This window comes from Amycolatopsis sp. NPDC001319 (assembly GCF_042896185.1).
In the GTDB taxonomy this organism is placed as follows: domain Bacteria; phylum Actinomycetota; class Actinomycetes; order Mycobacteriales; family Pseudonocardiaceae; genus Amycolatopsis.
Genome location: NZ_JBIAWY010000025.1, coordinates 1 through 24,217 on the forward strand (window position 1 = coordinate 1; position 24,217 = coordinate 24,217).

Below are 24,217 nucleotides of genomic sequence, written 5' to 3' on the forward strand. Positions count from 1 at the left end.
CCTCTGCCCCAAACGCATCGGCACCATCGTCCAAGCAGCACTCGTCCTCACCCACCACGAACACCACGGCCGCTACTGAGAAAACCTCATTGGGGTGGTCCTGGCCGGCGGGTCAGGGGGAAGCGGAGGAGAAGGCGATCCAGCGCTCCAGCAACGCCGCCGCCGCGCCGGAGTCGATGGCGCGGTTGGCCTGCTCCAGACCGGTGGCCAGGTCGTCCTCCAGCGAGCCGGAGAAGCCCCGGAACGCGGCGAGCGCGGCCGCCGCGTTGAGCACCACGGCATCGCGCACCGGGCCGGTCTTGCCGGCCACGAGCTGGCGCACGACCTCGGCGTTGGCCGTCGCGTCACCGCCGCGCAGGTCCTCGGCCGTGGCGCGCGGGATGCCCAGCGCGCTGGGGTCGAAGCTGCGTTCGGTCACGGTGCCGTCCGAAACCACCCAGACCGACGTGGTCGTGGTGGTGGTGATCTCGTCGAGGCCGTCGTCGCCGCGGGCCACGAGCACCGAGAAACCGCGCTGTGCGAACACTTCCGCCAGCACGCGGGTCTTGTCCGCGTACGCGCAGCCGATCAGCGCGCTGCGCGGCTGCGCCGGGTTGGTGAGCGGGCCGAGCAGGTTGAACGTCGTCGGCACGCCCAGCTCCCGCCGCGGCGGGCCGGTGTGGCGGAACGCCGGGTGGAACGCGGGCGCGAAGCAGAAACCGATGCCGATCTCGCGCAACGACCGGTGCACCGCGTCCGGCGGCAGGTCGATCGCGACGCCGAGCGTCTCCAGCACGTCGGCCGCGCCCGACTTCGACGACGCGCTGCGGTTGCCGTGCTTGGCCACCGGCGCGCCCGCGGCCGCTGTGACGATCGTCGCCATCGTGGAGATGTTGACCGAATTGGACCGGTCGCCGCCCGTGCCGACGATGTCGACGGCGGGCGCGTCCAGCTCGATGCGGCGCGCGTGCGCCAGCATCGCCTCGGCCATGCCGGAGATCTCCTCGGGCGTCTCGCCCTTGGCGCGCAACGCGATCGCGAACCCGGCGATCTGCGCCTGCGAGGCCTCCCCGGACATGATCTGGTCCATGGCCCAGGCCGTGTCGTCGGCGGACAGGTCCGAGCGCCCGATCAGCTGCGTCAGCAGGCCGGACCACGTGTGGGGGACCGGGGTGGTGCCCATCCCCGGCTCAGCCGTTGACGGCGGGCACGCGCCCGGCGCGCAGCACGCCGGCGACGGTCTCCGCCGCGGTCAGCGGGTCGAGCGGGTGCACCAGCACGGCGTCGGCCTGCGACCAGGTGGCGAGCCAGCGGTCGTCCTTGCGCCGCACGGCCACCACGATCGGCGGGCAGTCGGTGATCTCGTTCTTCAGCTGGCGGGTCAGGCCGATGCCGCCGGTGGGCTGGGCCTCGCCGTCGAGGATCGCGAGGTCGACGGTGCCGGCGTCCACCTCGGACAGCACGTCGGCGATCCCGGCCGCCTCGACGTACTCCACGCGGCCCAGGTCGGCGGCGGGCCGCCGGCCGACGGCGTTGATGATCGCGTCGCGGACCTCGGCCTTGTGGCTGAACACCAGGATCCGCTTCGTCTGCTCGCCCATTGAGCACGCCTCCGTCTCGTCACGAGTGGAACTTCGCGATCGTATCGGCCGAGATGCATCTCACGCGGACGCGGTGGGCGACTCACCCGGTTGCCGCGCGTCCCAGCCGAGCGCGTCGCCGCCGAGGCGCTGCGCCAGACCGGCCATCCGCGAGCGTTCCTGGGCGCAGTGCAGGGCGTCGAGCACCTGCACCCGCAGGGCGTGGACAAGCACTCGGTCGCCGTCGGGGCCTTGCTCGCGCAGTTCCCACCCGTCCTGCGCGAGGATCGCGGCCGCTTCGGCCACGCGATCGGGCGGCAGGCTCAGGTGGTGGACGAACACGGCGGGCGCCGACGCGACCCAGCCGGGTGAATTCGCGAGCACGGCCGAGTCCGCCACGGCGGGGTCGAAGGCTTCCGCGACGATCACCAAACCGGGCGCATCAGGCGTCAGACCGGGACTTTCGCGCTTTCGGGCCAGGTCACGAAGCCGACCGAGCAAACTCACGAGTAGCTCCTGCCTCTGCCGGGTTCGGGTGTGATGCGAAGCTCCCACGACCCGCCGTGGACCCGAAGGGCGGGGTGCCTGCGCGGGAGGACATAATGCGATCCGTGACAACGGCAGCTCCCACCATCAGCCAGCGGGTCCACTCGCTGAACCGGCCGAACATGGTCAGCGTCGGCACAGTCGTGTGGCTGTCCAGCGAACTGATGTTCTTCGCCGGACTGTTCGCCATGTTCTTCACCGTCAAGGCGCAGAACGCGGCCGGCGCCCCCTGGCCGCCGCCCCTGCACGGCGAGGAATTCCACCTCAACATCCCCTACGCGATCCCGTTCACGGTGATCCTGGTGCTGTCCTCGCTGACGTGCCAGTTCGGCGTGTTCGCCGCGGAGCGCGGGGATGTCTACGGCCTCCGGCGCTGGTACATCGTCACGTTGATCATGGGCGCGATCTTCGTCGCGGGCCAGGCCAACGAGTACCACAACCTGGTGAACGAGGGGCTGACGATCCCGTCCGGCCCGTTCGGCACGGTGTTCTACCTCGCCACCGGTTTCCACGGCCTGCACGTGATCGGCGGGCTCATCGCGTTCGTGTACCTGCTGATCCGCACCAAGCTCAGCAAGTTCACGCCCGCGCAGGCCACCTCGGCGATCGTCGTGTCGTACTACTGGCACTTCGTCGACATCGTGTGGGTGGGCCTCTTCGCGGTGATCTACATCCTCCCCTGATCCCGCCCGCCGCCACCACCATCGGCCTGAACTGACAGCAAGGGTTGCCGCAAGATGACCACCAGCAAGAAGTCCCCGGAGCGCCGGTTCCGCGCGCGTTCGAAGCTGCGCAGGCGTTTCGCCGGCCTGCTCGCACTCGGTGTCGCGCTGGTGGGAGCCGGCGCCCTGTACGCCGTGTTCGCGCCCGAGCCCCAGACCGCGCAGGCCCAGGGCGACCCGGCTCTGCTGCGGCAGGGTGAGCAGGTCTACAACAACACCTGCATCGAGTGCCACGGCAAGAACCTCGAGGGCGTGCAGGACCGCGGTCCGAGCCTCATCGGCGTCGGCGACGCGGCCGTGTACTTCCAGACCTCGTCCGGCCGGATGCCCGCCGCGCGCCAGGAAGCGCAGATCGCGCGCAAGCCGCCGAAGCTCACGCCGAGCGAGATCGACGCCGTCGGCGCCTTCGTGCAGGCCCACGGCGGCGGCGTGCAGCGTCCCGACGAGACCGGTGCCGCGCTACGCGGCAGCGACCCGGCCCGCGGTGGCGAGCTGTTCCGCCTCAACTGCGCGTCGTGCCACAACTTCACCGGTCGTGGTGGCGCGCTCTCGGCGGGCAAGTACGCGCCGAACCTCGACCCGGCCACCGAAGAGCAGATTTATGACGCAATGCTCACCGGGCCGCAGAACATGCCGAAATTCTCCGACCGGCAGCTCAACCCGGAGGAGAAGAAAGACATCATCGCTTATGTAAAGTCGGTGTCGGACGGCAACAACAACCCGGGTGGCAACGGGCTCGGCGGGTTCGGTCCCGCCTCCGAAGGCCTCATCGCGTTCGTCGTCGGAATTGCCGCACTGGTCGGCATTACGCTGTGGATTGGATCGAAGGCATGAGTGCCGAAGGGCCCCAGCCGCCCTCGGAGGCGGAACTGGCTGAGATGGACCGCGATCAGCTGCTCAAGCTGGGCGGTCAGCTGGACGGCGTCGAGATCGTCGACTACCCGGAACCGTGGCCGGTCAAGGACACCCGCGCCGAGCGTCGCGCGCAGCGGCTCGTCGCGTTCTGGTTCGCCCTGTCCGCGCTCGCGGGCCTGGCGTTCGTCGTGGTCATCGCATGGCCGCACTGGTGGGAGTACAAGGACCCGAGTGACGCGAGCGGGCACGCCACCTACAGCCTCTACACCCCCGCGCTGGGCGTCACGCTCGGCGTCGCGGTGCTGGCGCTGGGCATCGGCGTGATCCTGTACACGAAGAAGTTCGTGCCGCAGGAGAACGCGATCCAGCAGCGCAGCGACGGCCCGTCGGCCGAGGTCGACCGCGCCACGATCCTCGCGCACCTGGCCGACGCCGGGAGCCGCAGCACCATCGCCCGCCGCTCGCTGATCAAGCGCACCGTCGGCGCGAGCGCCGGAGCGCTCGGCCTCGCGGTCGCCGCCCTGCCCATCGCGTCCTTCATCAAGGACCCGTGGAAGGACACCGACAACGAGAACTCGCTGTGGCACACCGGCTGGCAGCCGCAGCACCCGGGCGAGGTCGTGTACCTGCGCCGCAACACCGGCAGCCTGGACGAGGACGTCGAGAAGGGCGTCACGCTCCTGCGCGTCGAGGACCTCGACGCCGGTGCCATGGAGACGGTGTTCCCGTACCGCAAGACCGAGGCGGGCAACCGCGAGGCGCTGGCCGCCGCGCTGACCCGCGTCGACAACCCGGTGATGCTCATCCGGCTGCGCCCCACCGACGCCGCGCGCGTGGTGAAGCGGAAGGGCCAGGAGGACTTCAACTTCGGCGACTACTACGCGTACACGAAGATCTGCAGCCACGTGGGCTGCCCGACCTCCCTGTACGAGCAGCGCACGAACCGCATCCTCTGCCCGTGCCACCAGTCGCAGTTCGACGCCCTGCACTACGCCAAGCCCATCTTCGGCCCGGCGACGCGGCCGCTGGCTCAGCTGCCCATCACGGTTGACTCGGAGGGATACTTGGTCGCTCGGGGCGACTTCATCGAGGCCATCGGTCCGGCCTTTTGGGAGCGTAAGTCATGAGTTCACTCACCACGCCCACCAAGGGCACGAGCGCGCTCGAGCAGCACCTCGGCGAAGCCGCGGACAACGCGGACCAGCGCTACAAGCTGGCCAAGGGCCTGCGTCACCAGATGAACAAGGTCTTCCCCACGCACTGGTCGTTCCTGCTGGGCGAGATCGCGCTGTACAGCTTCATCGTCATCCTGCTCTCGGGTGTGTACCTGACGCTGTTCTTCGACCCCTCCATGCAGGAAGTGACCTACCACGGGAGCTTCCAGAACCTGCAGGGCGTCGAGATGTCGCAGGCGTTCCGGACCACGCTGGACATCTCGTTCGACGTGCGCGGCGGCCTGTTCGTGCGGCAGCTGCACCACTGGGCCGCGCTGATCTTCGTCGCCTCGATGATGATCCACATGTTCCGGATCTTCTTCACCGGCGCGTTCCGCAAGCCGCGTGAGGCCAACTGGGTCATCGGTGGCCTGCTGCTGATCCTGGGCATGTTCGAGGGCTTCTTCGGCTACTCGCTCCCGGACGACCTGCTCTCCGGTACCGGTATCCGCGCGACCCTGTCAGGCATCGTCCTCTCGGTGCCGGTCATCGGCACCTGGATCCACTGGGCGCTGTTCGGCGGCGAGTTCCCGGGCGACCAGATCATCCCGCGCCTGTACACGCTGCACATCCTGCTGATCCCGGGCATCATGCTCGCGCTGGTCGGCGTGCACCTGGCGCTGGTCTGGTACCAGAAGCACACGCAGTTCCCGGGCGTGCGGCGCAAGGAGACCAACGTCGTCGGCGTGCGGATCATGCCGTACTTCGCCCTCAAGGGCGGCGCGTTCTTCACGCTGGTCGTGGGTGTCATCGCGCTGATGTCGGGCCTGTTCCAGATCAACCCGGTGTGGAACTTCGGGCCGTACAACCCGTCGATGGTGTCGGCCGGTTCGCAGCCCGACTTCTACATGGCCTGGGCCGACGGCATGCTGCGCATCTGGCCCGCGTGGGAGGTCTACCTCGGGAACTACACGATCCCGGCGGTGTTCTTCCCGGGCGCGGTGGGCATGCCGGTGCTGATCGGCCTGCTGCTCGCGTACCCGTTCCTGGAGCGCAAGCTGTCGAAGGACAACGCGGCGCACAACCTGCTCCAGCGGCCGCGCGACGCACCGGTCCGCACCGCGCTGGGCATGATGGCGCTCGGGTTCTTCCTGGTCATCGAGCTGTCGGGCTTCAACGACATCATCGCCGACCAGTTCGACATCTCCCTGAACGCCACCACGTGGGCCGGCCGCATCGGCGTGCTGATCGTGCCGCCGATCGCGTACTACATCACCTACCGGATCTGCCTGGGTCTGCAGCGGGCCGACCGCGAGGTGCTGGAGCACGGCGTGGAGACGGGCATCATCAAGCGCCTGCCGCACGGTGAGTTCATCGAGGTCCACCAGCCGCTCGGCGGCGTGGACGGCCACGGCCACGCGATCCCGCTCGAGTACCAGGGCGCCGCGGTGCCGAAGAAGATGAACAAGCTCGGCACCGCCGGGCACGCCGTCCCCGGTTCGATCTGGACCCCGGACCCGCCGGAGGAGTCGGCCGCTCTCGAGCGGGCGTCCCACGGCAACGGGCACGCCGAGCTGGAGAGCTCGGAGTCGGAGTCGCACGAGGTCGGTACCAAGCACTAGCTCTCGAAGACGAGGAAGGCCCCTTCACCCAGGCGGGTGGAGGGGCCTTCCTCGTTGTCCGAAGTTGTGCGGTCCGGCGTTGGGTCGCGGTGCGAGGCTCAGGCGCCTTCGACGCCGATCTCGAACGCGGAGTCCGTGTCGGCGCGCGAGTACGAGCGGAACGCGATGTGCGTGACGGTGTCCAGCACGCCGCTCACCTTGCCGATGCGGCCGGGGATGAGGTCGGCCAGGTCCTCGTGGGCCTTCACGCGCACGGTGGCGATCAGGTCGACGTCACCGGCGCACGAGTAGACCTCGTTGACCCCTTCGAGGTCCGCGATCGCCTGCGCGGCCTGCGGGATCTCCTCGGCCTCTACGTTGATCAGCACGATCGCCGTGATCACAGCGTTCCTCCACTCCCTGGCGGTACCCGACGAGCGCTGATCGTAGCCTTCATCACCCCGCCACCCGCTCCAGCGTCCGCGCACCCGCTGCGAGGTCGAGCCAGCCGCGCCAGCCGGCCACGGCGGTGGGTTCGGCCCACGGGCGCGTGGTGCGCACCAGCCGCACGCCGGGGCGGGCCAGCCAGCGCAGCAGCACCGCCACCTCTTCCCCCGACGCACCGCGCAACGGTCCTTCGCCCGGCAGCACGGTTTCCGCGGCGGCGACGAGGTGTTCCACCACCGGCATCGGCGGCACGCCGCGGCGGGCGACGCCGGCGGACGCGAGGCGCCCGTGGCGGATCACGGAGAGCTCCCAGCCGCCGTTGCCGTCCGGGTTGGCGGCGATGAGCTCGGCGATGTCCGCGAGCGCGGCCTGCCGGTGGGACCGGCCGACGGCGCGCACGAGGTCGGCCAGCTCGTCGCGGTGGCGGGCGGCCTGCTCGTAGTGGCGGCCCTCCGACAGCCGGTCGAGCTGGGCGGCGGCGAGCTTCAGGGGACGGCCGTCGTGGCCGGAGATGAGGTCGCGCGCGGCCGTGACGCCGGGGGAGTAGTCCGCCACGCTCTGGCGGCCGGCGCAGGGCGCGCCGCAGCGGCCGAGCTCGGCGAGCACGCACGGCGTGGCCGAGCCGCCACGGGCCGAGATCCGCAGGGTGCAGGTGCGCAGCCCGGCGGCGCCCGCGAGCGTGTCGGCCGCCGTGCGGGCGTCGGCCTGGCTGCGGAACGGGCCGAGCGTGCCTTCGCGCGGCAGCCGGACCACGGACAGGCGCGGGAAGGCCTCGTCGGTGAGCCCGACCCACCACGCGTGGTGCGGGTTCTTCGAGCGCCGGTTGTACATCGGCCGGTGGGCCGCGATGAGCCGCAGCTCGCGGATCTCGGCCTCCAGCGAGTGGGCGCATTCGATGGCCTCCACCCGCTCGGCCAGCGCCACCATCTCGCGGATGCGCCCGCGGCTCTCCGAGCCCGTGAAGTACTGCCGCACCCGCCGGCGCAGATCCCGCGCGGTGCCGACGTAGAGGACCTCCTCGCGCGGGCCGCGGAACAGGTACACCCCGGGCCGCGACGGGAGGTCGGCCGCCAGGTGGCGTTTGCGCCGCTGCGCGGTGGTCACCTCGGGCAGGTAGTCCACGAGCTCTTCGACGGTGTGCACGCCGACGTTGCCGACCCGCTCCAGCAGCGCGTGGAGCACGTCGACGGTCGCGCGGGCGTCGTCGAGCGCGCGGTGCGTGGGCCGGGTGCGGGAGCCGAGCAGCATGGCCAGGTTCGACAGGCGGTAGCTGCGGGCCTCCTCGCGCGGGATCACGCGCCGGGCGAGCTTCACCGTGCAGATCACCGTGGCGCGCGGCCAGACGTAGCCGTGGCCCTCGCAGGCGGCCCGCATGAAGCCCGTGTCGAACCCCGAGTTGTGGGCCACGAGCACGGCGCCGGAGATGAACTCGAGGAACGCGGGCAGCACGCGCTCGATGCGCGGCGCGTCGTAGACCATCGCCTGCGTGATGCCCGTGAGCTCCACCACCTGCGGCGGGATCGGTGAACCCGGGTTCACCAGCGTGGCGAACTCGGCCACCACCTCACCGCCGCGCACCTTCACGGCCCCGATCTCGGTGATCGCGTCCGGCCCCGGCTTCGTGCCCGTGGTCTCGAGGTCGAAGACGACGAACGTGGTGTCCCGCAACGGGGTGCCGAGCTCGTCGAAGGCCAGCTGCGCCTGGCCGGGCCGCGGTCCGGTGTCCATGATCGGGCACCTTAGGACGGGGCACCGACAATCCCGGACGGCACGATCCGTGTGACGGGTGTGGCGCGGGAGCCTGGTGAGCTGGTTCCCACGTCCGGTAACCAGCGGGGCGCGATCCGGCCCCGGGGCCTACCCTGGACCAATGCACCCCCAGCCCGTGGATCCGGTGGAACCCGAGGAGGCCGTCGGCCCCTCGGGCGTCCCGGCGCGGGCCGACGCCGCCGAGGCACCGGCCGGGACCGCCGCGGCCGAGACCACCGACGCCGACACGGCGGCACCCGAGCCCGCTTCGTGGACCGGTCTGCCCGACGCCGTGCGCGAGCGGATCGCCGAGCTGGCGGCCACCGCCGTCGCGAAGCTGCCGCCCACGGACGTGCCGCGGCAGCTGCGTCCCGTCGCGAAGTTCGCCCCGGCGAAGCGCGCGAAGCTGGGTGGCGCGGCGTTGCTGGCCGCGCTGGGCGACTCCGCGCAGTTCCGCACCGCCGTGATCGAGTGGCTGCGCGAGCACCGCACCGACGCGCTGGACCCCAACGCCGCCGATTCCGTCGTCGGCGCGGCCGCCGCCGTGCTGCTGGGGGAGTCGGGCGCGGCCGGGCGCGTGCGGCTCGTCGCGAAGAACGCGGAAGAGACGGCGCTGCGGGCCGAACGCGACGCCGCGCTCGCGCGCAACCAGAAGCTCGAGGCGGAGCTGGCCGAGCTGCGGGGCGAATTGGAGCAGGCGCGCGGCGCCGTGGAGACCGCCCGCGGTGAACGCGAGGCCGAAGTGGAGAAGCTGCTGCGCCGGCTGCGCGAGCAGGGTGTGCAGCTGCGACAGGCCCGTGACGCCGCCGAGGAGGCCCGCACCGAGCTGGCGCGCGGCGGCACCGCGAAGGCCGAGGAGATCGACGCGCTGACCACCCAGCTGGACCGCGAGCGGCGCCGCGTGGCGGCCGAGCGCACGCGGGCGGAGCGGGCGGTCGCCGACGCCGAGATCGCCCGTCAGTCGGCGCGTGAGGCCCGGGAAGCCGACGAGGTGCGCCTGGCGCTGCTCGTCGACACGATCGACGGCGCCGTGACCGGCCTGCGCCGCGAGCTGATGCTGAGCGACCGTGGGGCGCGGCCCGCCGACATGGTGCGCGGCGCCACGTCGGGGCTCGGTCCGGGCGGACGCGTGCAGGACGTCGGGGCGCTCGACCGCTACCTCGCGCTGCCGAACGTGCACCTCATCGTCGACGGCTACAACGTCACCAAGACCGGCTACCCCGAGCTGGCGCTGGCCGACCAGCGCGACCGGCTCATCCACCAGCTCTCCGCGCTCGCCGCGCGCACGAGCGCCGAGGTCACGGTGGTGTTCGACGGGGCAGGCGTGCTGTCCGTGCCGGCGGCGGTGCCGCGTGGCGTGCGCGTGCTGTTCTCCGACCGCGGCGTGCTCGCCGACGACGTGATCCGCTCGCTCGTGGCGGCCGAGCCGAAGGGCCGGCCGATGGTCGTGGCGACGTCCGACCGGGCGGTCGCCGACTCCGTCCGCGCGACCGGCGCGCACTCGGCGCCCTCGGCCGTGCTGGTCAGCCGCCTGAGCCGCGTCTGAGACCCGCCCGGGGGACGGCCGGGGCCGACGGGCCGGAAACTGTCGGTGGTGGCTCCTACCGTGCGTTCCAGGAAGCACGACAGCCAACTTGCGGTGAGGAGCCTCCCGTGACCGAGAACACGAACCACCACCCGCCCGACCGAACCGAAGCCGGCGAACCGGCCGACCGCGACCTCGACCGCGTGGAGACCACTGAGCCCGGCGAATTCGACCTCAGTGGAATCGACGTGAGCGACGTCGATCCGGCGGACCTCGACACGCTGGTCGTCGACTGCGACCGCTGCGCCGTGCGGGGTCACGCGTGCCACGACTGCGTGGTGAGCGTGCTGCTCGGCCCGCCGGTCGCCCTGGCGTGGGACGCGGACGAACGGCGAGCCGTGAACGCGCTCGCCGAGGCGGGGATGGTGCCCCGGCTGCGCTTGGTTTCGGAGCCCGAACGTAAGCCAGCGTGACACTTGTGGGTGATAACGACGCGACGAGTGGTCGATCGGATCGGATGAACGGTCGGTAGCGAATTCACGCAATTCTGACACCACAGAGTATGACTGTCGTCACACAAACCCTCCCTCGCTGGTCCGATGGTGTTTCGGCGAACTACGGAGAGTTTTTATGTGGGGCCCGGTGGACGCGGTGACGGTCTTTTCGTAACCTGTCCGAGATCTCGCGGCCAGCAGCCGTCGGCAAGACGGCGACGCGGGATCGCCGCCGGAAAAGGCTTTGTCGGGGAGCCAGGACCGGAACCACACCGTGCGCGTGAGGCTGTTGCAGTGAAACGCGGCCGGAACGCGCGGGGTGGACGCACGGAAGAGGGCCCCCGACCTCTTTGGCGTCACGAGGTTCCGACGGCGGCCCGACAGCAAAGGAGACACGCGCGACCGTGCAGTCGCATCCAGTCAAGCGCGTGGTGTCAGGTGCCCTCGCGGCAGCTTCGGTGATCGCCATGGTCACTGTCGCCCAGCCCTCGGCCACGGCCATCGCAGCTCCCATCCCCGCCCTCCAGACCCCGCCCGACTCCGGTTCGGACGCCCTCGCGAAGTACCGCGACCTCGCCTCGCAGGCCGAGAAGGCCAACGAGGACCTCCTCAAGGCCCAGGACGACCAAGCGGCCCGCCAGAAGGACCTCGACAAGGCCAACGGCGACGTCGAAAACGCGAAGAAGTCCGTGCAGCAGGCCGAGAACAACGAGAAGCTCTACCGTGTCGACGTCGACAAATTCGCCGGCGCCTCGTTCCTCAGCGGCGTTCAGATGAACAAGCTCTCGGCGCTCCTCGCGGGCACGTCGACGCAGGAGTTCCTCGAGCGTTCTTCCGCGCTGGACCAGATCGCGTCCCAGAAGGACGCCGCGCTCAACGCGCTGGCCGGTGCCGTGAAGCAGGCCCAGGACGCCACGAAGTTGGCAGCCGACGCCGCCAAGCGCGCGACGGACGCCCGTGACGCGGCCGCCAAGCTGGCGAACGACATCAAGGCCAAGCAGAAGACGCTCAACGACCAGATCGATCAGCTCAAGAAGACCGAGCCCTCGCTGTCGACGCTGGACCAGGCCCTGCGCGGCGACAAGGGCAGCGCCCCGCCGGTGAACATCAAGGCGCCCGGGCCCGCGGCCCAGGCGGCCGTGGACGCGGCGCTGAGCCGTCTCGGCGACGCCTACGTGTGGGGCGCCACCGGGCCGAGCACGTTCGACTGCTCGGGCCTGATGCAGTGGGCCTACCGGCAGGCGGGCATCTCGCTGCCGCGTTCGAGCCGGGAGCAGTCGACCTTCGGCACCCCGATCCCGCGCAGCCAGCTGCAGCCGGGCGACCTGGTGTTCTACTACACCCCGGTCTCCCACGTGGGCATGTACATCGGCGAAGGCAAGATGGTGCACGCTCCGACCACCGGCGACGTCGTGAAGATCTCGCCGCTGCAGAGCCAGTACGTGGGCGCTCGCCGCCCCAGCAGCTGAGCAGCAACCCTTCCCTGACCACGGGGCGGTACCGCACACGCGGTGCCGCCCCGTCGTCGTCGGTGGGCCCGTCGTCGGTGGGCTCTCGGCGCCGGCGGCGTGCCCGATAGCCTGCCCGTGTGCTGAGGACGCTGCTCGTGACCAACGACTTCCCGCCGCGGCCCGGGGGGATCCAGAACTACCTCAACTCGCTGGCCACGCGGCTCCCGGCCGAGGACCTGGTGGTCTACGCCCCGTCGTGGGAGGGCAAAACCGGCTCGCACGTCGATTTCGACGCCGAGGCGCCCTTCGAGGTCGTGCGGCACCCGACGTCGCTGATGCTGCCGACGCCCGACGTGCTGCGGCGCGCGAAGCAGATCATGCGGGCCCGCGACTGCGAAGCCGTGTGGTTCGGCGCGGCGGCGCCGCTGGCGCTGCTCGGGCACCCGCTGCGCCAGGCCGGCGCGAGGCGGGTCGTCGCGTCCACGCACGGGCACGAGGTGGGCTGGTCGATGCTGCCGGGTTCGCGCCAGGCGCTGCGGCGCATCGGTGACACGGTCGACGTGCTCACCTACGTCAGCAAGTACACGCGCCGCCGCTTCGGCGCGGCGTTCGGGCCGATGGCGGGGCTCGAGATGCTGCCGTCGGGCGTCGACACCACGCTCTTCGCGCCCGACGCGGGGGCGCGCGAGGAGATCCGCGCCCGCCACGGCCTGGGCGACCGGCCGACGGTCGTCTGCGTGTCGCGGCTCGTGCCGCGCAAGGGCCAGGACATGCTCATCCGCACCCTGCCGGAGCTGCGCAAGCGCGTGCCGGACGTGGCGCTGCTGCTCGTCGGCGGTGGCCCGTACCGCAAGCGGCTCACCGAGCTCGTCGCCGAGCTCGACGTGGCCGACAACGTGGTGATCACCGGCTCCGTGCCGTGGGCCGAGCTGCCGGCGCACTACAACGCGGGCGACGTCTTCGCGATGCCCGCGCGCACCCGCGGCAAGGGGCTCGACGTGGAGGCGCTGGGGATCGTCTACCTGGAGGCGTCGGCGACCGGGCTGCCCGTGGTGGCCGGCACATCGGGCGGTGCGCCCGAGGCCGTGCTCGACGAGGTGACCGGCCACGTCGTGGACGGCCGGGACGTCGGCCAGCTGCGCGACACCCTCGAGGCCCTGCTGGCCGACCCCGTGCGGGCCCGCCGGATGGGCGAGGCGGGGCGCGCGTGGGTCACGGAGAACTGGCGCTGGGACACGATGGCGCAGCGCCTGTCCGGCCTGCTGGACGGCGATCCGGTCGCCGCGGTGCGCTAGGGCTCGTACACGGCCGGGTGGCGCGGGTCGTCGACGCGGACCGTGACGTCGGCGAGCGCACCCGGGTCGACCTCCGACTCGTAGCGCTCGTACGCGGGCAGCGCCCACGCGTCGTCGCCCGGCAGGCGGCGGCGCAGCGCGGCGGGGGAGAGCCACAGGTGCACCACGACGTCGAACGCGAGGCCGGCTCCGAGCAGGAACTCACCGTTGACGAGAACCACGCCGCCTTCGGGCACGGGCACGCGCGCCAGCCGCGTCGCGCGGTCGCGTTCGGTGTCCCACAGCGCCGGCAGCACCTCGCCGCTGCCTTCGTCGCCGAGCGGGTCGAGGACCTCCCGGCGCAGGGCGCCGAGGTCGAGCCAGTCGGTGTAGCGCGCGTCGGGGTTGCGCTTGCCGTGCTCGAACCGCAGCGACGCGGGCCGCAGGAACCCGCTCGCGGCCACGCGCACCGCCGCGCGGCCCAGCAGCCGCAACGGGTCCACGAGCGCGTCGGCGAGACCCGCGGTGTCGGTGGCCCCGTCGGCGCCGTCCACGGCGACCGCCAGCCGGCGGTGCGGCAGGGCCGCGACGCGCTCGGTCAGCTCGGCGGCCAGGACATCGGGGGAGATCGGTCGGTAGCGCACGGAAAACCATCCTGCCCTCGGGCCACACGCAGCACACCGGTGCGTGGGCATACTGGGGAGCACGTGACCAGTCAGACGGAAACCTTGGGGGCGAAGTGGCCGTCGAAGAAATTCCCGTGATCGACGACGAGTTCATGCAGCACACGCACGAGACGCTGGGGCGCTTGCACCAGCAGGGCGCCGTGTGCCCGATCCGGATGCCGCGCGGCACGCCGTCGTACCTCGTCACCGGCTACGACGAGGCGCGGGCGCTGCTCGCGGATCCGCGGCTGAGCAAGGACAACCGCGGCGCCTACGACCTGATGGCCGCCAAGGTCGGGGCCGAGAACATCAACCGGAACTTCGGCCAGCTGCTCGGCGCGCACATGCTCAACACCGACCCGCCGGACCACACGCGGCTGCGCAAGCTCGTGAACAAGGCGTTCACCCCGCGGGCGATCGCCGGGCTGCGTCCGCGCATCGAGCAGATCACCACCCAGCTGCTCGACGCGATGGCCGAGCACGAGCAGGTCGACCTGATGGCCGCGTTCGCCGGCCCGGTGCCGATCACCGTGATCTGTGAGCTGCTCGGCGTGCGCGAGGCGGACCGCGGCGAATTCACCGGCTGGTCCAACATCCTGCTGGGCGCGGGCGACGTCGAGGAGATGCAGGCGGCCGCGATCGCCATGCACACCTACCTCGTGGCGCTCGTCGCGCAGAAGCGCGCCGAGCCGGGCGAGGACCTGCTGTCCGGGCTCGTGCACGCGACCGACGAGGGCGACTCGCTGAGCGAGGAAGAGCTCGTCTCGATGGCCTTCCTGCTGCTCGTCGCGGGCCACGAGACGACCGTGAACCTCATCGGCAACGCGGTGCTGGCGCTGCTGCGCGCGCCCGAGCAGCGCGCGAAGCTGGCGGCGGACCCGTCGCTGATGCCCGGCGCCGTCGAGGAGTTCCTGCGCTTCGACGGGCCCATCAACATCGCCACCCTCCGCTACACCGTCGAGGACGTGGAGGTCGGTGACCACAAGATCCCGGCGGGCGAGTTCGTGCAGGTCTCGCTGCTCGCCGCCAACCGCGACGAGGGGCGCTTCCCCGACCCGGCCGACCTCGACGTCACGCGCGCGGCCGGCGGCCACGTCGCCTTCGGCCACGGCATTCACTACTGCGTCGGCGCCCCGCTGGCGCGCATGGAGGCGGAGATCGCGCTCACGGCGCTGCTGGCCCGGTTCCCGCAGCTGCGGCTGGCCGGGTCGGAGGAGGATCTGGTCTACCGCACGAGCCCGCTGGTGCACGGCGTCAAGTCGCTGCCGGTGCTGCTGGGCTGAGGTCTTGTGCGCGGAGCGGGCGGGGCGGCACGTAGGGTCGGCGCGTGGACACCAGCGCCGACCACCTGCTCGCCCTCGACGCCGCACACGTGTGGCACCCGTACGCGCCGATGCCGGGACGGGTAGCGCCGCTGCTCGTCGCCGAGGCGAGCGGGGTGCGGCTGAAGCTCTCGGACGGCCGTGAGCTCGTCGACGGCATGTCGTCGTGGTGGGCGGCGGTGCACGGCTACCGGCACCCGGTGCTCGACGCGGCGCTGGCCGAGCAGGCCGGGCGGATGAGCCACGTGATGTTCGGCGGCCTCACGCACGAGCCGGCCATCACGCTCGCCAAGTCCCTCGTGGACCTCACGCCCGAGGGCCTCGAGCACGTGTTCCTGTGCGACTCCGGCTCGGTCTCGGTCGAGGTCGCCGTGAAGATGTGCCTGCAGTACCAGCGTTCGCGCGGGTTGCCGGAGAAGCGGCGGCTGCTCACGTGGCGCGGCGGCTACCACGGCGACACGTTCACGCCCATGAGCGTCTGCGACCCCGACGGCGGCATGCACTCGCTGTGGCGCGGAGTCCTGCCGGAGCAGGTGTTCGTGCCCGAACCGCCGGCCGGCTTCGACGCGCCCGTCGACCAGTCCTATGTGGACACTCTGGCCGCCGCTCTGGAGGAGCACGCGCACGAGCTGGCCGCGGTGATCGTGGAACCCGTGGTGCAGGGCGCCGGCGGGATGCGGTTCCACCACCCCGGCTACCTGCGCGCGCTGCGCGAGCTCACACGCGAGCACGACGTGCTGCTGGTGTTCGACGAGATCGCCACCGGCTTCGGGCGCACCGGCCGGATGTTCGCGGCCGAGCACGCCGGCGTGACGCCCGACGTGCTGTGCCTGGGCAAGGCGCTCACCGGCGGCTACCTCACGATGGCCGCGGCCTTGTGCACGCCCGAGATCGCCGACGGCATCGCGCGCGGCGACCTGCCGGTGCTGGCCCACGGGCCCACGTTCATGGGCAACCCGCTCGCCTCCGCCGTCGCCAACGCGTCGCTCGGGCTGCTGGCCGAGGGCCGGTGGCGTGCGGACGTCGCCCGGATCGAGGCGGGGCTGCGGCGCGGACTGGAGCCCGCGCGGGACCTGCCGCACGTGCGCGATGTGCGGGTGCTCGGCGCGATCGGCGTGCTGCAGCTCGACCACGAGGTCGACCTCGGCGTGGCCACGGACATCGTGACGGCGGAGGGCGCGTGGCTGCGGCCGTTCCGCGACCTCGTGTACGCGATGCCGCCGTACGTCACGAACGACGCGGACCTGGCCGTGATCACCGGTGCGATGCTCGCGGCGGCGGAAAAAGCCTGAATTCACCCGGCCGGGTGTGACCGTGGCCATAAGACACGGGCTGTATACGTGAGTCACGCAAAGTTGCCGGAAGACTGGGGTTTCCACGCGATCAGGTCTGGGCCACTTCATGAGCGTCTGACTGATTGGTGAGCTTTGCCGGAAAAGTCCTAGTTCTCCGGTTCACAAACGAACCCGAAGATCGTTCGCGTAGCGGACTTTTCGATCTTTTTCCGCTTTCCTGTCGCCATGATCGAGATCGTTCGCGGTGAACACGACACCGGACCCCCGTCCCGCCGCACCAAGGCCGACCAGACCCTTCGGAACATCCTGCGCCACGACGTGCCGGCCTCGCTGGTCGTCTTCCTCGTGGCCGTGCCGCTCTCCCTCGGCGTCGCCCTCGCGGTCGGCGCGCCGCTGCTCGCAGGCCTCGTCTCCGCCGTCGTCGGCGGCCTGGTCGCGAGCCTGCTCGGCGGGTCGGCCCTGCAGGTCAGCGGGCCGTCCGCGGCCCTGACCGTGGTGCTCGCCGACACCATCGCCACCTACGGCTGGGCCGTCACCTGCGCAGTGACCGTCGGCGCCGGCCTGCTGCAGATCCTCTTCGGGCTCCTGCGCTTCGCCCGCGCCGCGCTGGCCATCTCGCCCGCGATCGTCCACGGCCTGCTGGCCGGCATCGGTGTGACGATCGTGCTCGGCCAGCTCCACGTGGTCCTCGGCGGCCGCGCCCAGGGCTCCGCGTTCGCGAACCTCGCGGCGCTGCCCGGGCAGATCGTCGGCCACCACGACCAGGCCGTGCTGATCGGCGTGCTCACCGTCGTGATCCTGCTGGTGTGGCCGAAGCTGCCGGCGCCGGTGCGGAAGGTGCCGGGGCCGCTGGCCGCCGTCACCGTCGCGACGGGAGTGTCCGTGGTCGCCGGGATGTCGTTGCCGCGCGTGGACCTGCCGGCCGCGTTGCCGTCGTTCGGGTTTGTGCCGCAGCTGCCGTCCGGTGGCTGGAGTGGCGTGGCCTTCGCCGCCGTCACGGTCGCGCTCATCGCGAGCCTGGAGAGCCTGCTTTCGGCCGTGTCCATCGACAAGCTGCGCGGCGGCCGGCGCACCGATCTCAACCGCGAGCTCATCGGCCAGGGCGCCGGCAACGTCGCGTCCGGCGCGCTCGGCGGGCTGCCTGTGACCGGCGTGATCGTGCGGACCATGACCAATTACGAGGCCGGCGCGAAGACCCGCGCGTCGGCGCTGCTGCACTCCTGCTGGATCCTCGGGTTCTGCCTGCTGCTCACCGGTGTGCTGCGCTTCATCCCGCTCGCCGCGCTGGCCGGGCTGCTCGTGTACGTGGGCGCGAAGCTCGTGAACCTCAAGGCGCTCAAGGAAGTGCTGCGCCACGGCGACATCGCGGTGTACGCGGTGACGCTCGTCGGCGCGGTGTTCGTGAACCTGCTGACCGGCGTCGCGGCCGGGGTGCTGCTGGCGCTCGCGTTCATGCTGCGGCGCATGGTGCACTCCGGCGTGCACGTCGAGGCGGGCGAACGCGGTACGCGCGTGGTGATCGAGGGCGCGCTCACGTTCCTTTCCGTGCCCCATCTGACGAAGGTGCTCGCTGACGTGCCCGAGCGCGCCGACGTGACGCTGGAGCTGCTCGTGGACTACCTCGACCACGCGGCGTTCGACTGCCTGCGCGGCTGGCAGCAGGCGTACGTGAAGGCCGGCGGCACGGTGACCGTCGACGAGATCGGCCACCCCTGGTACGGCCGCGGCAGCTCCGGTGAGCCCACGGTCCGGCGCAGCCTCGCGGCCCGGGTGCTGCCGCGGTGGCTCGCGCCGTGGTCGCAGTGGCAGGCCGAGCACGTTTCGATACCCGGACAGCGCCACAGCGGCTCACCGCTGTCCCGTGGTGCGTCGGAGTTCCAGCGCCGCACCGCCCCGCTGCTGCGGGACACCCTCAGCGGCCTCGCGCACGGCCAGCAGCCGCACACGCTGTTCATCACCTGCGGCGACGCGCGGATCGTGCCCAACCTGATCACCACGTCGGGTCCCGGCGACCTGTTCGCCGTGCGCAACATCGGCAACCTGGTGCCGGCCGCCGGCGACGGCAGCGACTCCTCGGTGGGCGCGGCCGTCGAATACGCCGTCGGCGTGCTGAAGGTGCCCGAGATCGTGGTGTGCGGCCACTCCTCGTGCGGTGCGATGAAGGCGCTGCTGGGGCAGGCCCCCGAGGGCCTCACGAGCCTCGGCGACTGGCTGCGCCACGGCGAGGCCACTCTCCGCCGCCGCGCTGCGGAGGCGCCGCTGTTGCTCGACGGCCACCGCCCGTCCGCCGAGTGCGACCAGCTGGCGCTGCACAACGTCGTGCAGCAGCTCGACCACCTCCGCACCCACCCGGTCGTGGCCGCCGCCCTGGCCGCCGGCGACCTGAGGCTGACGGGCATGTACTTCGACGTCGGCGCCGCCCAGGTGTCCCTGCTGGACGACACCCGCCGCGGCTTCGTCCCGGCGGGCTCGCCCGTGCACTGATCCACCGGGCCGGCGCGCATCCGCACGCGCGCCGGCCCGGTGGTCGAGCGCCCGCGCAACCCGAAAGTGGGGTGTCCGATAAAAATTCATGCCATCAGGTGAGACATAGCGGACATTTCACCCACATTCGGGTTACCTGGTGATCATGAGCCGACTTGCCGTGCTTCGCCACGACGTGCCCGCCTCGCTCGTGGTCTTCCTCGTCGCCGTGCCGTTGTCGCTGGGCATCGCGCTCGCGTCCGGGGCGCCGATCGTCGCCGGGCTGATCGCCGCTGTGGTCGGGGGTGTGGTCGCCGGAGCGCTGGGCGGCTCGCCGCTGCAGGTCAGCGGGCCCGCGGCCGGGCTGACGGTGATCATGGCCGAGACGATCGCCACCTTCGGGTGGGCCGTCACGTGCCTGATCACCGTGCTCGCCGGTGCGTTGCAGGTCCTGCTGGGCCTGAGCCGCATCGCGCGGGCGGCGCTGGCGATCTCGCCGGCCATCGTGCACGGGATGCTCGCCGGCATCGGCGTGACGATCGTGCTGGGCCAGCTCCACGTGGTGCTCGGCGGGAAGGCGCAGAGCTCCGCGCTGGAGAACATCGCCGAGCTGCCCGCGCAGGTCGTGGCCCACCACGACGCGGCGGCCGTGATCGGGCTGCTCACCATCGTGATCCTCGTGGTCTGGCCGCGCCTGCCCGCCGCCGTGCGCAAGGTGCCGGGGCCACTCGCGGCGATCGCGGTGGCCACGGTGATCTCGCTCGTCGCCGGCATGACGCTGCCGCGCGTGGAGCTGCCCGGCGACCTGCTGCAGATCCGCTTCGCGCCGCAGCTGCCCGGCGACGGCTGGACCGACGTCGTGCTCGCGGCGGTGACCATCGCGTTGATCGCGAGCGTCGAGAGCCTGCTCTCGGCCGTCGCCGTGGACAAGCTGCACACCGGCCCGCGCGCGAACCTCGACCGCGAGCTCGTGGGCCAGGGCGCGGCCAACCTGGTGTCCGGCGCGCTCGGCGGGCTGCCCGTGACGGGCGTGATCGTGCGCAGCTCCACCAACGTCGCCGCGGGCGCCAAGACCCGCGCGTCCGCCGTGCTGCACGGCGTGTGGGTGCTGGTCTTCGTGGTCGCGCTCGCCGGGCTGATCGAGAACATCCCGCTCGCCGCGCTCGCCGGCCTGCTCGTGCACGTCGGCGTGAAGCTCGTGAATCCCGGCCACCTCAGGCAGGTCCTGCGCCACGGCGACCTCGCGCTCTACCTCGTGACGCTCGCCGGCGTGGTGGTGTTCGACCTGCTGACCGGCGTGCTCGCGGGGATCGTGCTGGCCGTGGCCCTCATGCTGCGCCGCACGGTGTGGTCCGGCGTCCACGCCGAGCGCGACGGCGACGAGTGGCGCGTGGTCGTGGAAGGCGTGCTCACGTTCCTGTCCGTGCCGCGCCTGTCGAAGGTGCTCGGCGCCGTCCCGCCCGGCACGGTCGTGACGCTCGAGCTGGTCGCCGACTACCTCGACCACGCCGCCTTCGAAAGCCTGTCGAGCTGGCAGCAGGCCCACGAACGGGCCGGTGGCACCGTGGTCGTCGACGAAGTCGGCCACCCGTGGTTCGGCAAGGGCAAGGAGGGCACCCCGACGCTGCGGCGCACGGCGGCCGCGCGCGCCGTGCCGCGCTGGCTCGCCCCGTGGTCCGACTGGCAGGCCGCCGACGTCCGCCTGCCCGGCCAGCGGACCCACCGCGGCGCCACGGAGTTCCAGCGCCGGGCCGCGCCGCTGCTGAAGGAGACGCTCTCGGGCCTCGCCGACGGCCAGCGCCCGCACACGCTGTTCATCACCTGTGGCGACTCGCGCATCGTGCCCAACCTGATCACCACGTCCGGTCCGGGCGACCTGTTCACCGTCCGCAACATCGGCAACCTCGTGCCGCCCGCGCAGGCCGACCCGTCGATGAACGCCGCCGTCGAGTACGCGGTGGGGGTGCTGCACGTGCGCGAGATCGTGGTGTGCGGCCACTCCTCGTGCGGCGCGATGGGCGCGCTCGCCGACGGGCCGCCGGCGGGCACCGCACTGGCGGGCTGGCTGCGTCACGCCGAGCCCAGCCTGCGCCGCGGTGGCCCCGTCACGCTCGGGGGCGAGCTTCCCGCCCGCGAGCCCGACCGGCTTGCGTTGCACAACGTGCTGCAGCAGCTCGACCACCTGCGCGCGTACCCGCTGGTCGCCGAGGCCGAAGCTCGCGGCGAGCTGCTGCTCACCGGCCTGTACTTCGACGTCGGCGCGGCCCAGGTCTACCTGTCCGACCCGGTGGCGGGCGCGTTCGTGGCGGCGGGGACACCCGTCACCCCACATCGTGGGTGATCCCACCCGGACGTGGTGCGCACCGGGTGCGGGTGACTAAGTTGATGGCCCGTGACCATGCTGGTGATGACGGGGACCGGGACCGAGGTCGGCAAGACGATCACCACGGCGGCGATCGCGGCGCTGGCGCTCGCGCAGGGGCAGCGCGTGGCGGTGCTCAAGCCGGCCCAGACCGGGGTTGCGCCGGGCGAGGCGGGTGACCTCGACGAGGTCGTGCGCCTGGCCGGCAAGGGCGTGACCACGAGTGAGCTGCGGCGCTACCCCGACCCGCTCTCCCCGGAGGCGGCGGCGCGGCGCAGCGGCCTGCCGACGCTGGGGCCGGGCGAGATCGCGGCCGCCGCCACCGCACTCGACGCCGAGCACGACCTCACGCTCGTGGAAGGCGCCGGCGGGCTGCTGGTGCGCTTCGACGCCGACGGCAGCGGGCTGGCCGACGTCGCGTGGGCGCTGGGCGCGCCGATCGTGATCGTGGCCCAGCCGGGCCTCGGCACGCTCAACGCGACCGCGCTGACCGCGGAGGTCGCCACGCGGCGCGGGCTCAACGTCGCGGGTGTCGTGGTCGGCGCGTGGCCGGCCGAGCCGGATCTCGCGTCCGTGGAGAACCTGTGCGACCTGCCCAACGCGGCCGGGGCACCCCTGCTCGGGGTGCTGCCCGGGGGGCTGGCGGCGACGGATCACGATACGTTCGTGGAACGGGCGCGCGCCGGGCTCTCGCCGTGGTTCGGCGGGGAGTTCGATCCCGAGGCTTTCACGCGGGCCGCTTCCGTGAATAAGTGACGGGCGTCGCAACCCGTGCGGCTGGCTCTCAGGCACCATGACGAAGAGCGCGCCCGTGCAGTACCCCGACAGACAGGAGACGTCGTGACCGCAGTGGCGGGAAAGCCGGAGACCGCGGACGTGCTGGCCGTCGCGCGCGAGCAGGTGCTCGAGCGCGGGGTGGGGCTGTCCGAGGACCAGGTGCTGGCCGTGCTCCGGCTGCCCGACGAACGGCTCGGCGAGGCGCTGCAGCTCGCGCACGAGGTGCGCATGCGCTGGTGCGGCCCGGAGGTCGAGGTCGAGGGCATCGTCAGCCTCAAGACCGGCGGCTGCCCCGAGGACTGCCACTTCTGCTCGCAGTCGGGGCGGTTCCCGTCGCCGGTGCGCTCGGCGTGGCTCGACATCCCGGGCCTGGTCAAGGCCGCGCGCCAGACCGCTGAGACAGGCGCGACCGAGTTCTGCATCGTCGCCGCCGTGCGGGGTCCGGACAAGCGGCTGCTCTCGCAGGTCCGCGAGGGCGTGCAGGCGATCCGCGCCGACGGCAACGACATCCAGATCGCGTGCTCGCTCGGCATGCTCACCCAGGAGCAGGTGGACGAGCTCGTCGAGATGGGTGTGCACCGCTACAACCACAACCTCGAGACGGCGCGCTCGCACTTCCCCGACGTCGTGACCACGCACTCGTGGGAAGAGCGCTGGGACACCCTGCGCATGGTCGCCGAGGCCGGCATGGAGGTCTGCTGCGGCGGCATCATCGGCATGGGGGAGACGGTCGAGCAGCGCGCGGAGTTCGCCGTGCAGCTCGCCGAGCTGAGCCCGCACGAGGTGCCGATGAACTTCCTCATCCCGCAGCCGGGCACGCCGTACGAGAACTTCGAGATCGTCGAGGGCAAGGACGCGCTGCGCACGGTCGCGGCGTTCCGGCTCGCCATGCCGCGCACGATGCTGCGCTTCGCCGGCGGCCGCGAGCTGACCCTGGGCGACCTGGGCGCGGAGCAGGGCATGCTGGGCGGGATCAACGCGATCATCGTCGGCAACTACCTGACGAACCTCGGCCGGCCCGCGAGCGCGGATCTCAAGATGCTCGACGAGCTGAAGATGCCGGTCAAGGCCCTCAGTGACAGCCTCTGAACCAGCCGCTGACGCACCCGCCTTCTGCGTCCACTGTGGACAGGCGTCGCCCGGCGGCGCCGATCACGACGCCTGCCACAACCCGCGCACGGCGCTGGAACCGCCGCGGTTCTGCGTGTTCTGCGCCCGCCGGATGGTGGTGCAGGTGACGCCCGTCGGCTGGACGGCGCGCTGCAGCAGGCACGGCGAGACCGCCAGTGGTTGACCGCGGGTGCTGACCGGTTACGCTCGGTCCGCACAAACGCAGGGAGGGAGTCCGGGGTGGTCGATTCCGCGGGCAAGGCAGCACACCGGTCGTCCGCCGTGGCCGACGCCTGGTCGGTGCCGAACCTCTTCCCCCCGCACCGCGCGCGGCCGAAGGTCGTGGTGAAGGCCGACCTGCTGCCGGCCGTGAGCGTGCTGTCGACGGCGGGCCTGCTCGGCATCCCGCTCGGCTGGCTGTGGTCGCTGATGGCGCCGCCGCAACGCGAGCGCGTGGTCACCGCCGACGGGCAGCGCGTGCCGCTGGAGCTGGAGAGCTGGCACCGCTTCGACGACCTGGCCATCTACGGCTTCCTGGCGCTGGCCACGGGACTGCTGATCGGCGTGATCGTGTGGCTGATGCGCGAACGCCGGGGTCCGGTCGTCTTCGTGGCGGCCGCGGCCGGGGCCGCGCTGGCCGGCTGGCTCGGCACGCAGGTCGGGGTGGCGTTCGTGAACTCGAAGTACGCCATCGACACGGCGCCCGCGCTGGGCGCGGTGATCTCGGCGGCGCCGCAGCTGGAGTCCGGGTGGATCTGGCTGGCGGCCCCGTTGGTGACCTCGCTCGTCTACGGGCTGCTCGCGGCGTGGAACGGCCGCGAGGACCTGGGCCGTCGGCTCGGCTGA

General features: G+C 71.9%; 22 protein-coding genes. 16 read left to right on the plus strand and 6 right to left on the minus strand.

The features are described from left to right. Window positions 1-112: 112 nt before the first annotated feature. Genes trpD through ACFY1H_RS47955 form a run of 3 tightly spaced genes read right to left on the minus strand, consistent with a single transcriptional unit; the run spans window position 113 to window position 2,066 of the window. The gene (trpD, locus tag ACFY1H_RS47945; protein ID WP_386956582.1) at window positions 113-1,162 is read right to left on the minus strand and encodes an anthranilate phosphoribosyltransferase; all 1,050 of its coding nucleotides are present in this window, start codon (window positions 1,160-1,162) and stop codon (window positions 113-115) included. A 7-nt stretch (window positions 1,163-1,169) separates the two neighbouring features. After that, the gene (locus tag ACFY1H_RS47950; RefSeq protein ID WP_354863944.1) at window positions 1,170-1,580 is read right to left on the minus strand and encodes a hypothetical protein; all 411 of its coding nucleotides are present in this window, start codon (window positions 1,578-1,580) and stop codon (window positions 1,170-1,172) included. A 60-nt stretch (window positions 1,581-1,640) separates the two neighbouring features. After that, window positions 1,641-2,066: a hypothetical protein gene (locus ACFY1H_RS47955; RefSeq protein ID WP_285969329.1), complete on the minus strand. Its 426-nt coding sequence runs from the start codon at window positions 2,064-2,066 to the stop codon at window positions 1,641-1,643. A gap of 95 nt (window positions 2,067-2,161) precedes the next feature. Between ACFY1H_RS47955 and ACFY1H_RS47960 the strand changes: the two genes are divergently transcribed. From ACFY1H_RS47960 to ACFY1H_RS47975, 4 genes are read left to right on the plus strand one after another with little or no spacing between them, the layout of a single operon-like run. Continuing rightward, on the plus strand, window positions 2,162-2,788 hold the full coding sequence (locus tag ACFY1H_RS47960; RefSeq protein WP_285969328.1) for a heme-copper oxidase subunit III: 627 nt from the start codon (window positions 2,162-2,164) through the stop codon (window positions 2,786-2,788). A 54-nt stretch (window positions 2,789-2,842) separates the two neighbouring features. Next, a complete protein-coding gene (locus ACFY1H_RS47965; protein ID WP_366585804.1) occupies window positions 2,843-3,661 on the plus strand; it encodes a c-type cytochrome in 819 nt (272 codons plus the stop codon). Further along, a complete protein-coding gene (locus ACFY1H_RS47970; RefSeq protein WP_366585806.1) occupies window positions 3,658-4,809 on the plus strand; it encodes a ubiquinol-cytochrome c reductase iron-sulfur subunit in 1,152 nt (383 codons plus the stop codon). Before ACFY1H_RS47965 ends, ACFY1H_RS47970 begins: the two co-directional genes overlap by 4 nt. Continuing rightward, entirely contained in the window at window positions 4,806-6,458 is a 1,653-nt protein-coding gene (locus ACFY1H_RS47975) for a cytochrome bc complex cytochrome b subunit (protein ID WP_366585808.1), read from the plus strand. The genes ACFY1H_RS47970 and ACFY1H_RS47975 overlap by 4 nt, the downstream gene beginning before the upstream one ends. A 98-nt stretch (window positions 6,459-6,556) precedes the next feature. Here ACFY1H_RS47975 and ACFY1H_RS47980 read toward each other — a convergent pair whose 3' ends face one another. Both ACFY1H_RS47980 and ACFY1H_RS47985 read right to left on the minus strand, forming a co-directional pair. Beyond that, window positions 6,557-6,841, minus strand: coding sequence for an Lrp/AsnC family transcriptional regulator (locus ACFY1H_RS47980; protein ID WP_220237955.1), 285 nt, complete (start codon window positions 6,839-6,841; stop codon window positions 6,557-6,559). A gap of 52 nt (window positions 6,842-6,893) precedes the next feature. Continuing rightward, window positions 6,894-8,612: a DEDD exonuclease domain-containing protein gene (locus ACFY1H_RS47985; RefSeq protein WP_366585810.1), complete on the minus strand. Its 1,719-nt coding sequence runs from the start codon at window positions 8,610-8,612 to the stop codon at window positions 6,894-6,896. Window positions 8,613-8,754: 142 nt separating this feature from the next. Here ACFY1H_RS47985 and ACFY1H_RS47990 point away from each other — a divergent pair, with 142 nt between their 5' ends. The 4 genes from ACFY1H_RS47990 to ACFY1H_RS48005 all read left to right on the plus strand — a co-directional run bounded on the left by ACFY1H_RS47990 (window position 8,755) and on the right by ACFY1H_RS48005 (window position 13,398). Next, window positions 8,755-10,179 carry an NYN domain-containing protein gene (locus ACFY1H_RS47990; protein WP_386956583.1) on the plus strand — a complete coding sequence of 475 codons (1,425 nt, stop codon included), beginning with the start codon at window positions 8,755-8,757 and terminating at the stop codon, window positions 10,177-10,179. 107 nt (window positions 10,180-10,286) lie between these two features. Continuing rightward, on the plus strand, window positions 10,287-10,631 hold the full coding sequence (locus ACFY1H_RS47995; RefSeq protein ID WP_386956584.1) for a hypothetical protein: 345 nt from the start codon (window positions 10,287-10,289) through the stop codon (window positions 10,629-10,631). Window positions 10,632-11,056: 425 nt separating this feature from the next. Beyond that, on the plus strand, window positions 11,057-12,121 hold the full coding sequence (locus ACFY1H_RS48000) for an NlpC/P60 family protein (protein ID WP_386956585.1): 1,065 nt from the start codon (window positions 11,057-11,059) through the stop codon (window positions 12,119-12,121). A 119-nt stretch (window positions 12,122-12,240) separates the two neighbouring features. Beyond that, complete coding sequence (locus tag ACFY1H_RS48005; RefSeq protein ID WP_386956586.1) at window positions 12,241-13,398, plus strand: glycosyltransferase family 4 protein; 1,158 nt, start codon at window positions 12,241-12,243, stop codon at window positions 13,396-13,398. On the opposite strand, the gene ACFY1H_RS48010 is transcribed toward ACFY1H_RS48005, so the two are convergent. After that, entirely contained in the window at window positions 13,395-14,021 is a 627-nt protein-coding gene (locus ACFY1H_RS48010) for a uridine kinase (protein ID WP_386956587.1), read from the minus strand. The genes ACFY1H_RS48005 and ACFY1H_RS48010 overlap by 4 nt on opposite strands. Window positions 14,022-14,116: 95 nt before the next feature. Here ACFY1H_RS48010 and ACFY1H_RS48015 point away from each other — a divergent pair, with 95 nt between their 5' ends. The 8 genes from ACFY1H_RS48015 (at window position 14,117) to ACFY1H_RS48050 (ending at window position 24,217) form a co-directional block, all read left to right on the plus strand. Next, on the plus strand, window positions 14,117-15,325 hold the full coding sequence (locus ACFY1H_RS48015; RefSeq protein ID WP_386956588.1) for a cytochrome P450: 1,209 nt from the start codon (window positions 14,117-14,119) through the stop codon (window positions 15,323-15,325). A gap of 44 nt (window positions 15,326-15,369) precedes the next feature. After that, the gene (locus ACFY1H_RS48020) at window positions 15,370-16,656 is read left to right on the plus strand and encodes an adenosylmethionine--8-amino-7-oxononanoate transaminase (RefSeq protein ID WP_366585820.1); all 1,287 of its coding nucleotides are present in this window, start codon (window positions 15,370-15,372) and stop codon (window positions 16,654-16,656) included. 228 nt (window positions 16,657-16,884) lie between these two features. After that, window positions 16,885-19,143: a bifunctional SulP family inorganic anion transporter/carbonic anhydrase gene (locus ACFY1H_RS48025; protein WP_386956589.1), complete on the plus strand. Its 2,259-nt coding sequence runs from the start codon at window positions 16,885-16,887 to the stop codon at window positions 19,141-19,143. Between the two features lie 145 nt (window positions 19,144-19,288). Then, window positions 19,289-21,463 carry a bifunctional SulP family inorganic anion transporter/carbonic anhydrase gene (locus tag ACFY1H_RS48030; protein ID WP_386956590.1) on the plus strand — a complete coding sequence of 725 codons (2,175 nt, stop codon included), beginning with the start codon at window positions 19,289-19,291 and terminating at the stop codon, window positions 21,461-21,463. A gap of 57 nt (window positions 21,464-21,520) precedes the next feature. Continuing rightward, window positions 21,521-22,240, plus strand: coding sequence for a dethiobiotin synthase (gene bioD / locus ACFY1H_RS48035; RefSeq protein ID WP_386956620.1), 720 nt, complete (start codon window positions 21,521-21,523; stop codon window positions 22,238-22,240). 93 nt (window positions 22,241-22,333) lie between these two features. Then, window positions 22,334-23,350 carry a biotin synthase BioB gene (bioB, locus tag ACFY1H_RS48040; RefSeq protein ID WP_386956621.1) on the plus strand — a complete coding sequence of 339 codons (1,017 nt, stop codon included), beginning with the start codon at window positions 22,334-22,336 and terminating at the stop codon, window positions 23,348-23,350. After that, window positions 23,337-23,555, plus strand: coding sequence for a hypothetical protein (locus ACFY1H_RS48045; RefSeq protein ID WP_366585826.1), 219 nt, complete (start codon window positions 23,337-23,339; stop codon window positions 23,553-23,555). Before bioB ends, ACFY1H_RS48045 begins: the two co-directional genes overlap by 14 nt. Window positions 23,556-23,611: 56 nt before the next feature. Further along, complete coding sequence (locus ACFY1H_RS48050) at window positions 23,612-24,217, plus strand: DUF2567 domain-containing protein (protein WP_386956591.1); 606 nt, start codon at window positions 23,612-23,614, stop codon at window positions 24,215-24,217.

What these genes read in the sequence shown, in the direction of transcription:
- trpD (WP_386956582.1), bottom strand. Translation starts at nt 1,162, where the DNA reads ATGGGCACCACCCCGGTCCCCCACACGTGGTCCGGCCTGCTGACGCAG.
- ACFY1H_RS47950 (WP_354863944.1), bottom strand. Translation starts at nt 1,580, where the DNA reads ATGGGCGAGCAGACGAAGCGGATCCTGGTGTTCAGCCACAAGGCCGAG.
- ACFY1H_RS47960 (WP_285969328.1), top strand. Translation starts at nt 2,162, where the DNA reads ATGCGATCCGTGACAACGGCAGCTCCCACCATCAGCCAGCGGGTCCAC.
- ACFY1H_RS47965 (WP_366585804.1), top strand. Translation starts at nt 2,843, where the DNA reads ATGACCACCAGCAAGAAGTCCCCGGAGCGCCGGTTCCGCGCGCGTTCG.
- ACFY1H_RS47970 (WP_366585806.1), top strand. Translation starts at nt 3,658, where the DNA reads ATGAGTGCCGAAGGGCCCCAGCCGCCCTCGGAGGCGGAACTGGCTGAG.
- ACFY1H_RS47975 (WP_366585808.1), top strand. Translation starts at nt 4,806, where the DNA reads ATGAGTTCACTCACCACGCCCACCAAGGGCACGAGCGCGCTCGAGCAG.
- ACFY1H_RS47985 (WP_366585810.1), bottom strand. Translation starts at nt 8,612, where the DNA reads ATGGACACCGGACCGCGGCCCGGCCAGGCGCAGCTGGCCTTCGACGAG.
- ACFY1H_RS47990 (WP_386956583.1), top strand. Translation starts at nt 8,755, where the DNA reads ATGCACCCCCAGCCCGTGGATCCGGTGGAACCCGAGGAGGCCGTCGGC.
- ACFY1H_RS48025 (WP_386956589.1), top strand. Translation starts at nt 16,885, where the DNA reads ATGATCGAGATCGTTCGCGGTGAACACGACACCGGACCCCCGTCCCGC.
- ACFY1H_RS48030 (WP_386956590.1), top strand. Translation starts at nt 19,289, where the DNA reads ATGAGCCGACTTGCCGTGCTTCGCCACGACGTGCCCGCCTCGCTCGTG.
- bioD (WP_386956620.1), top strand. Translation starts at nt 21,521, where the DNA reads ATGCTGGTGATGACGGGGACCGGGACCGAGGTCGGCAAGACGATCACC.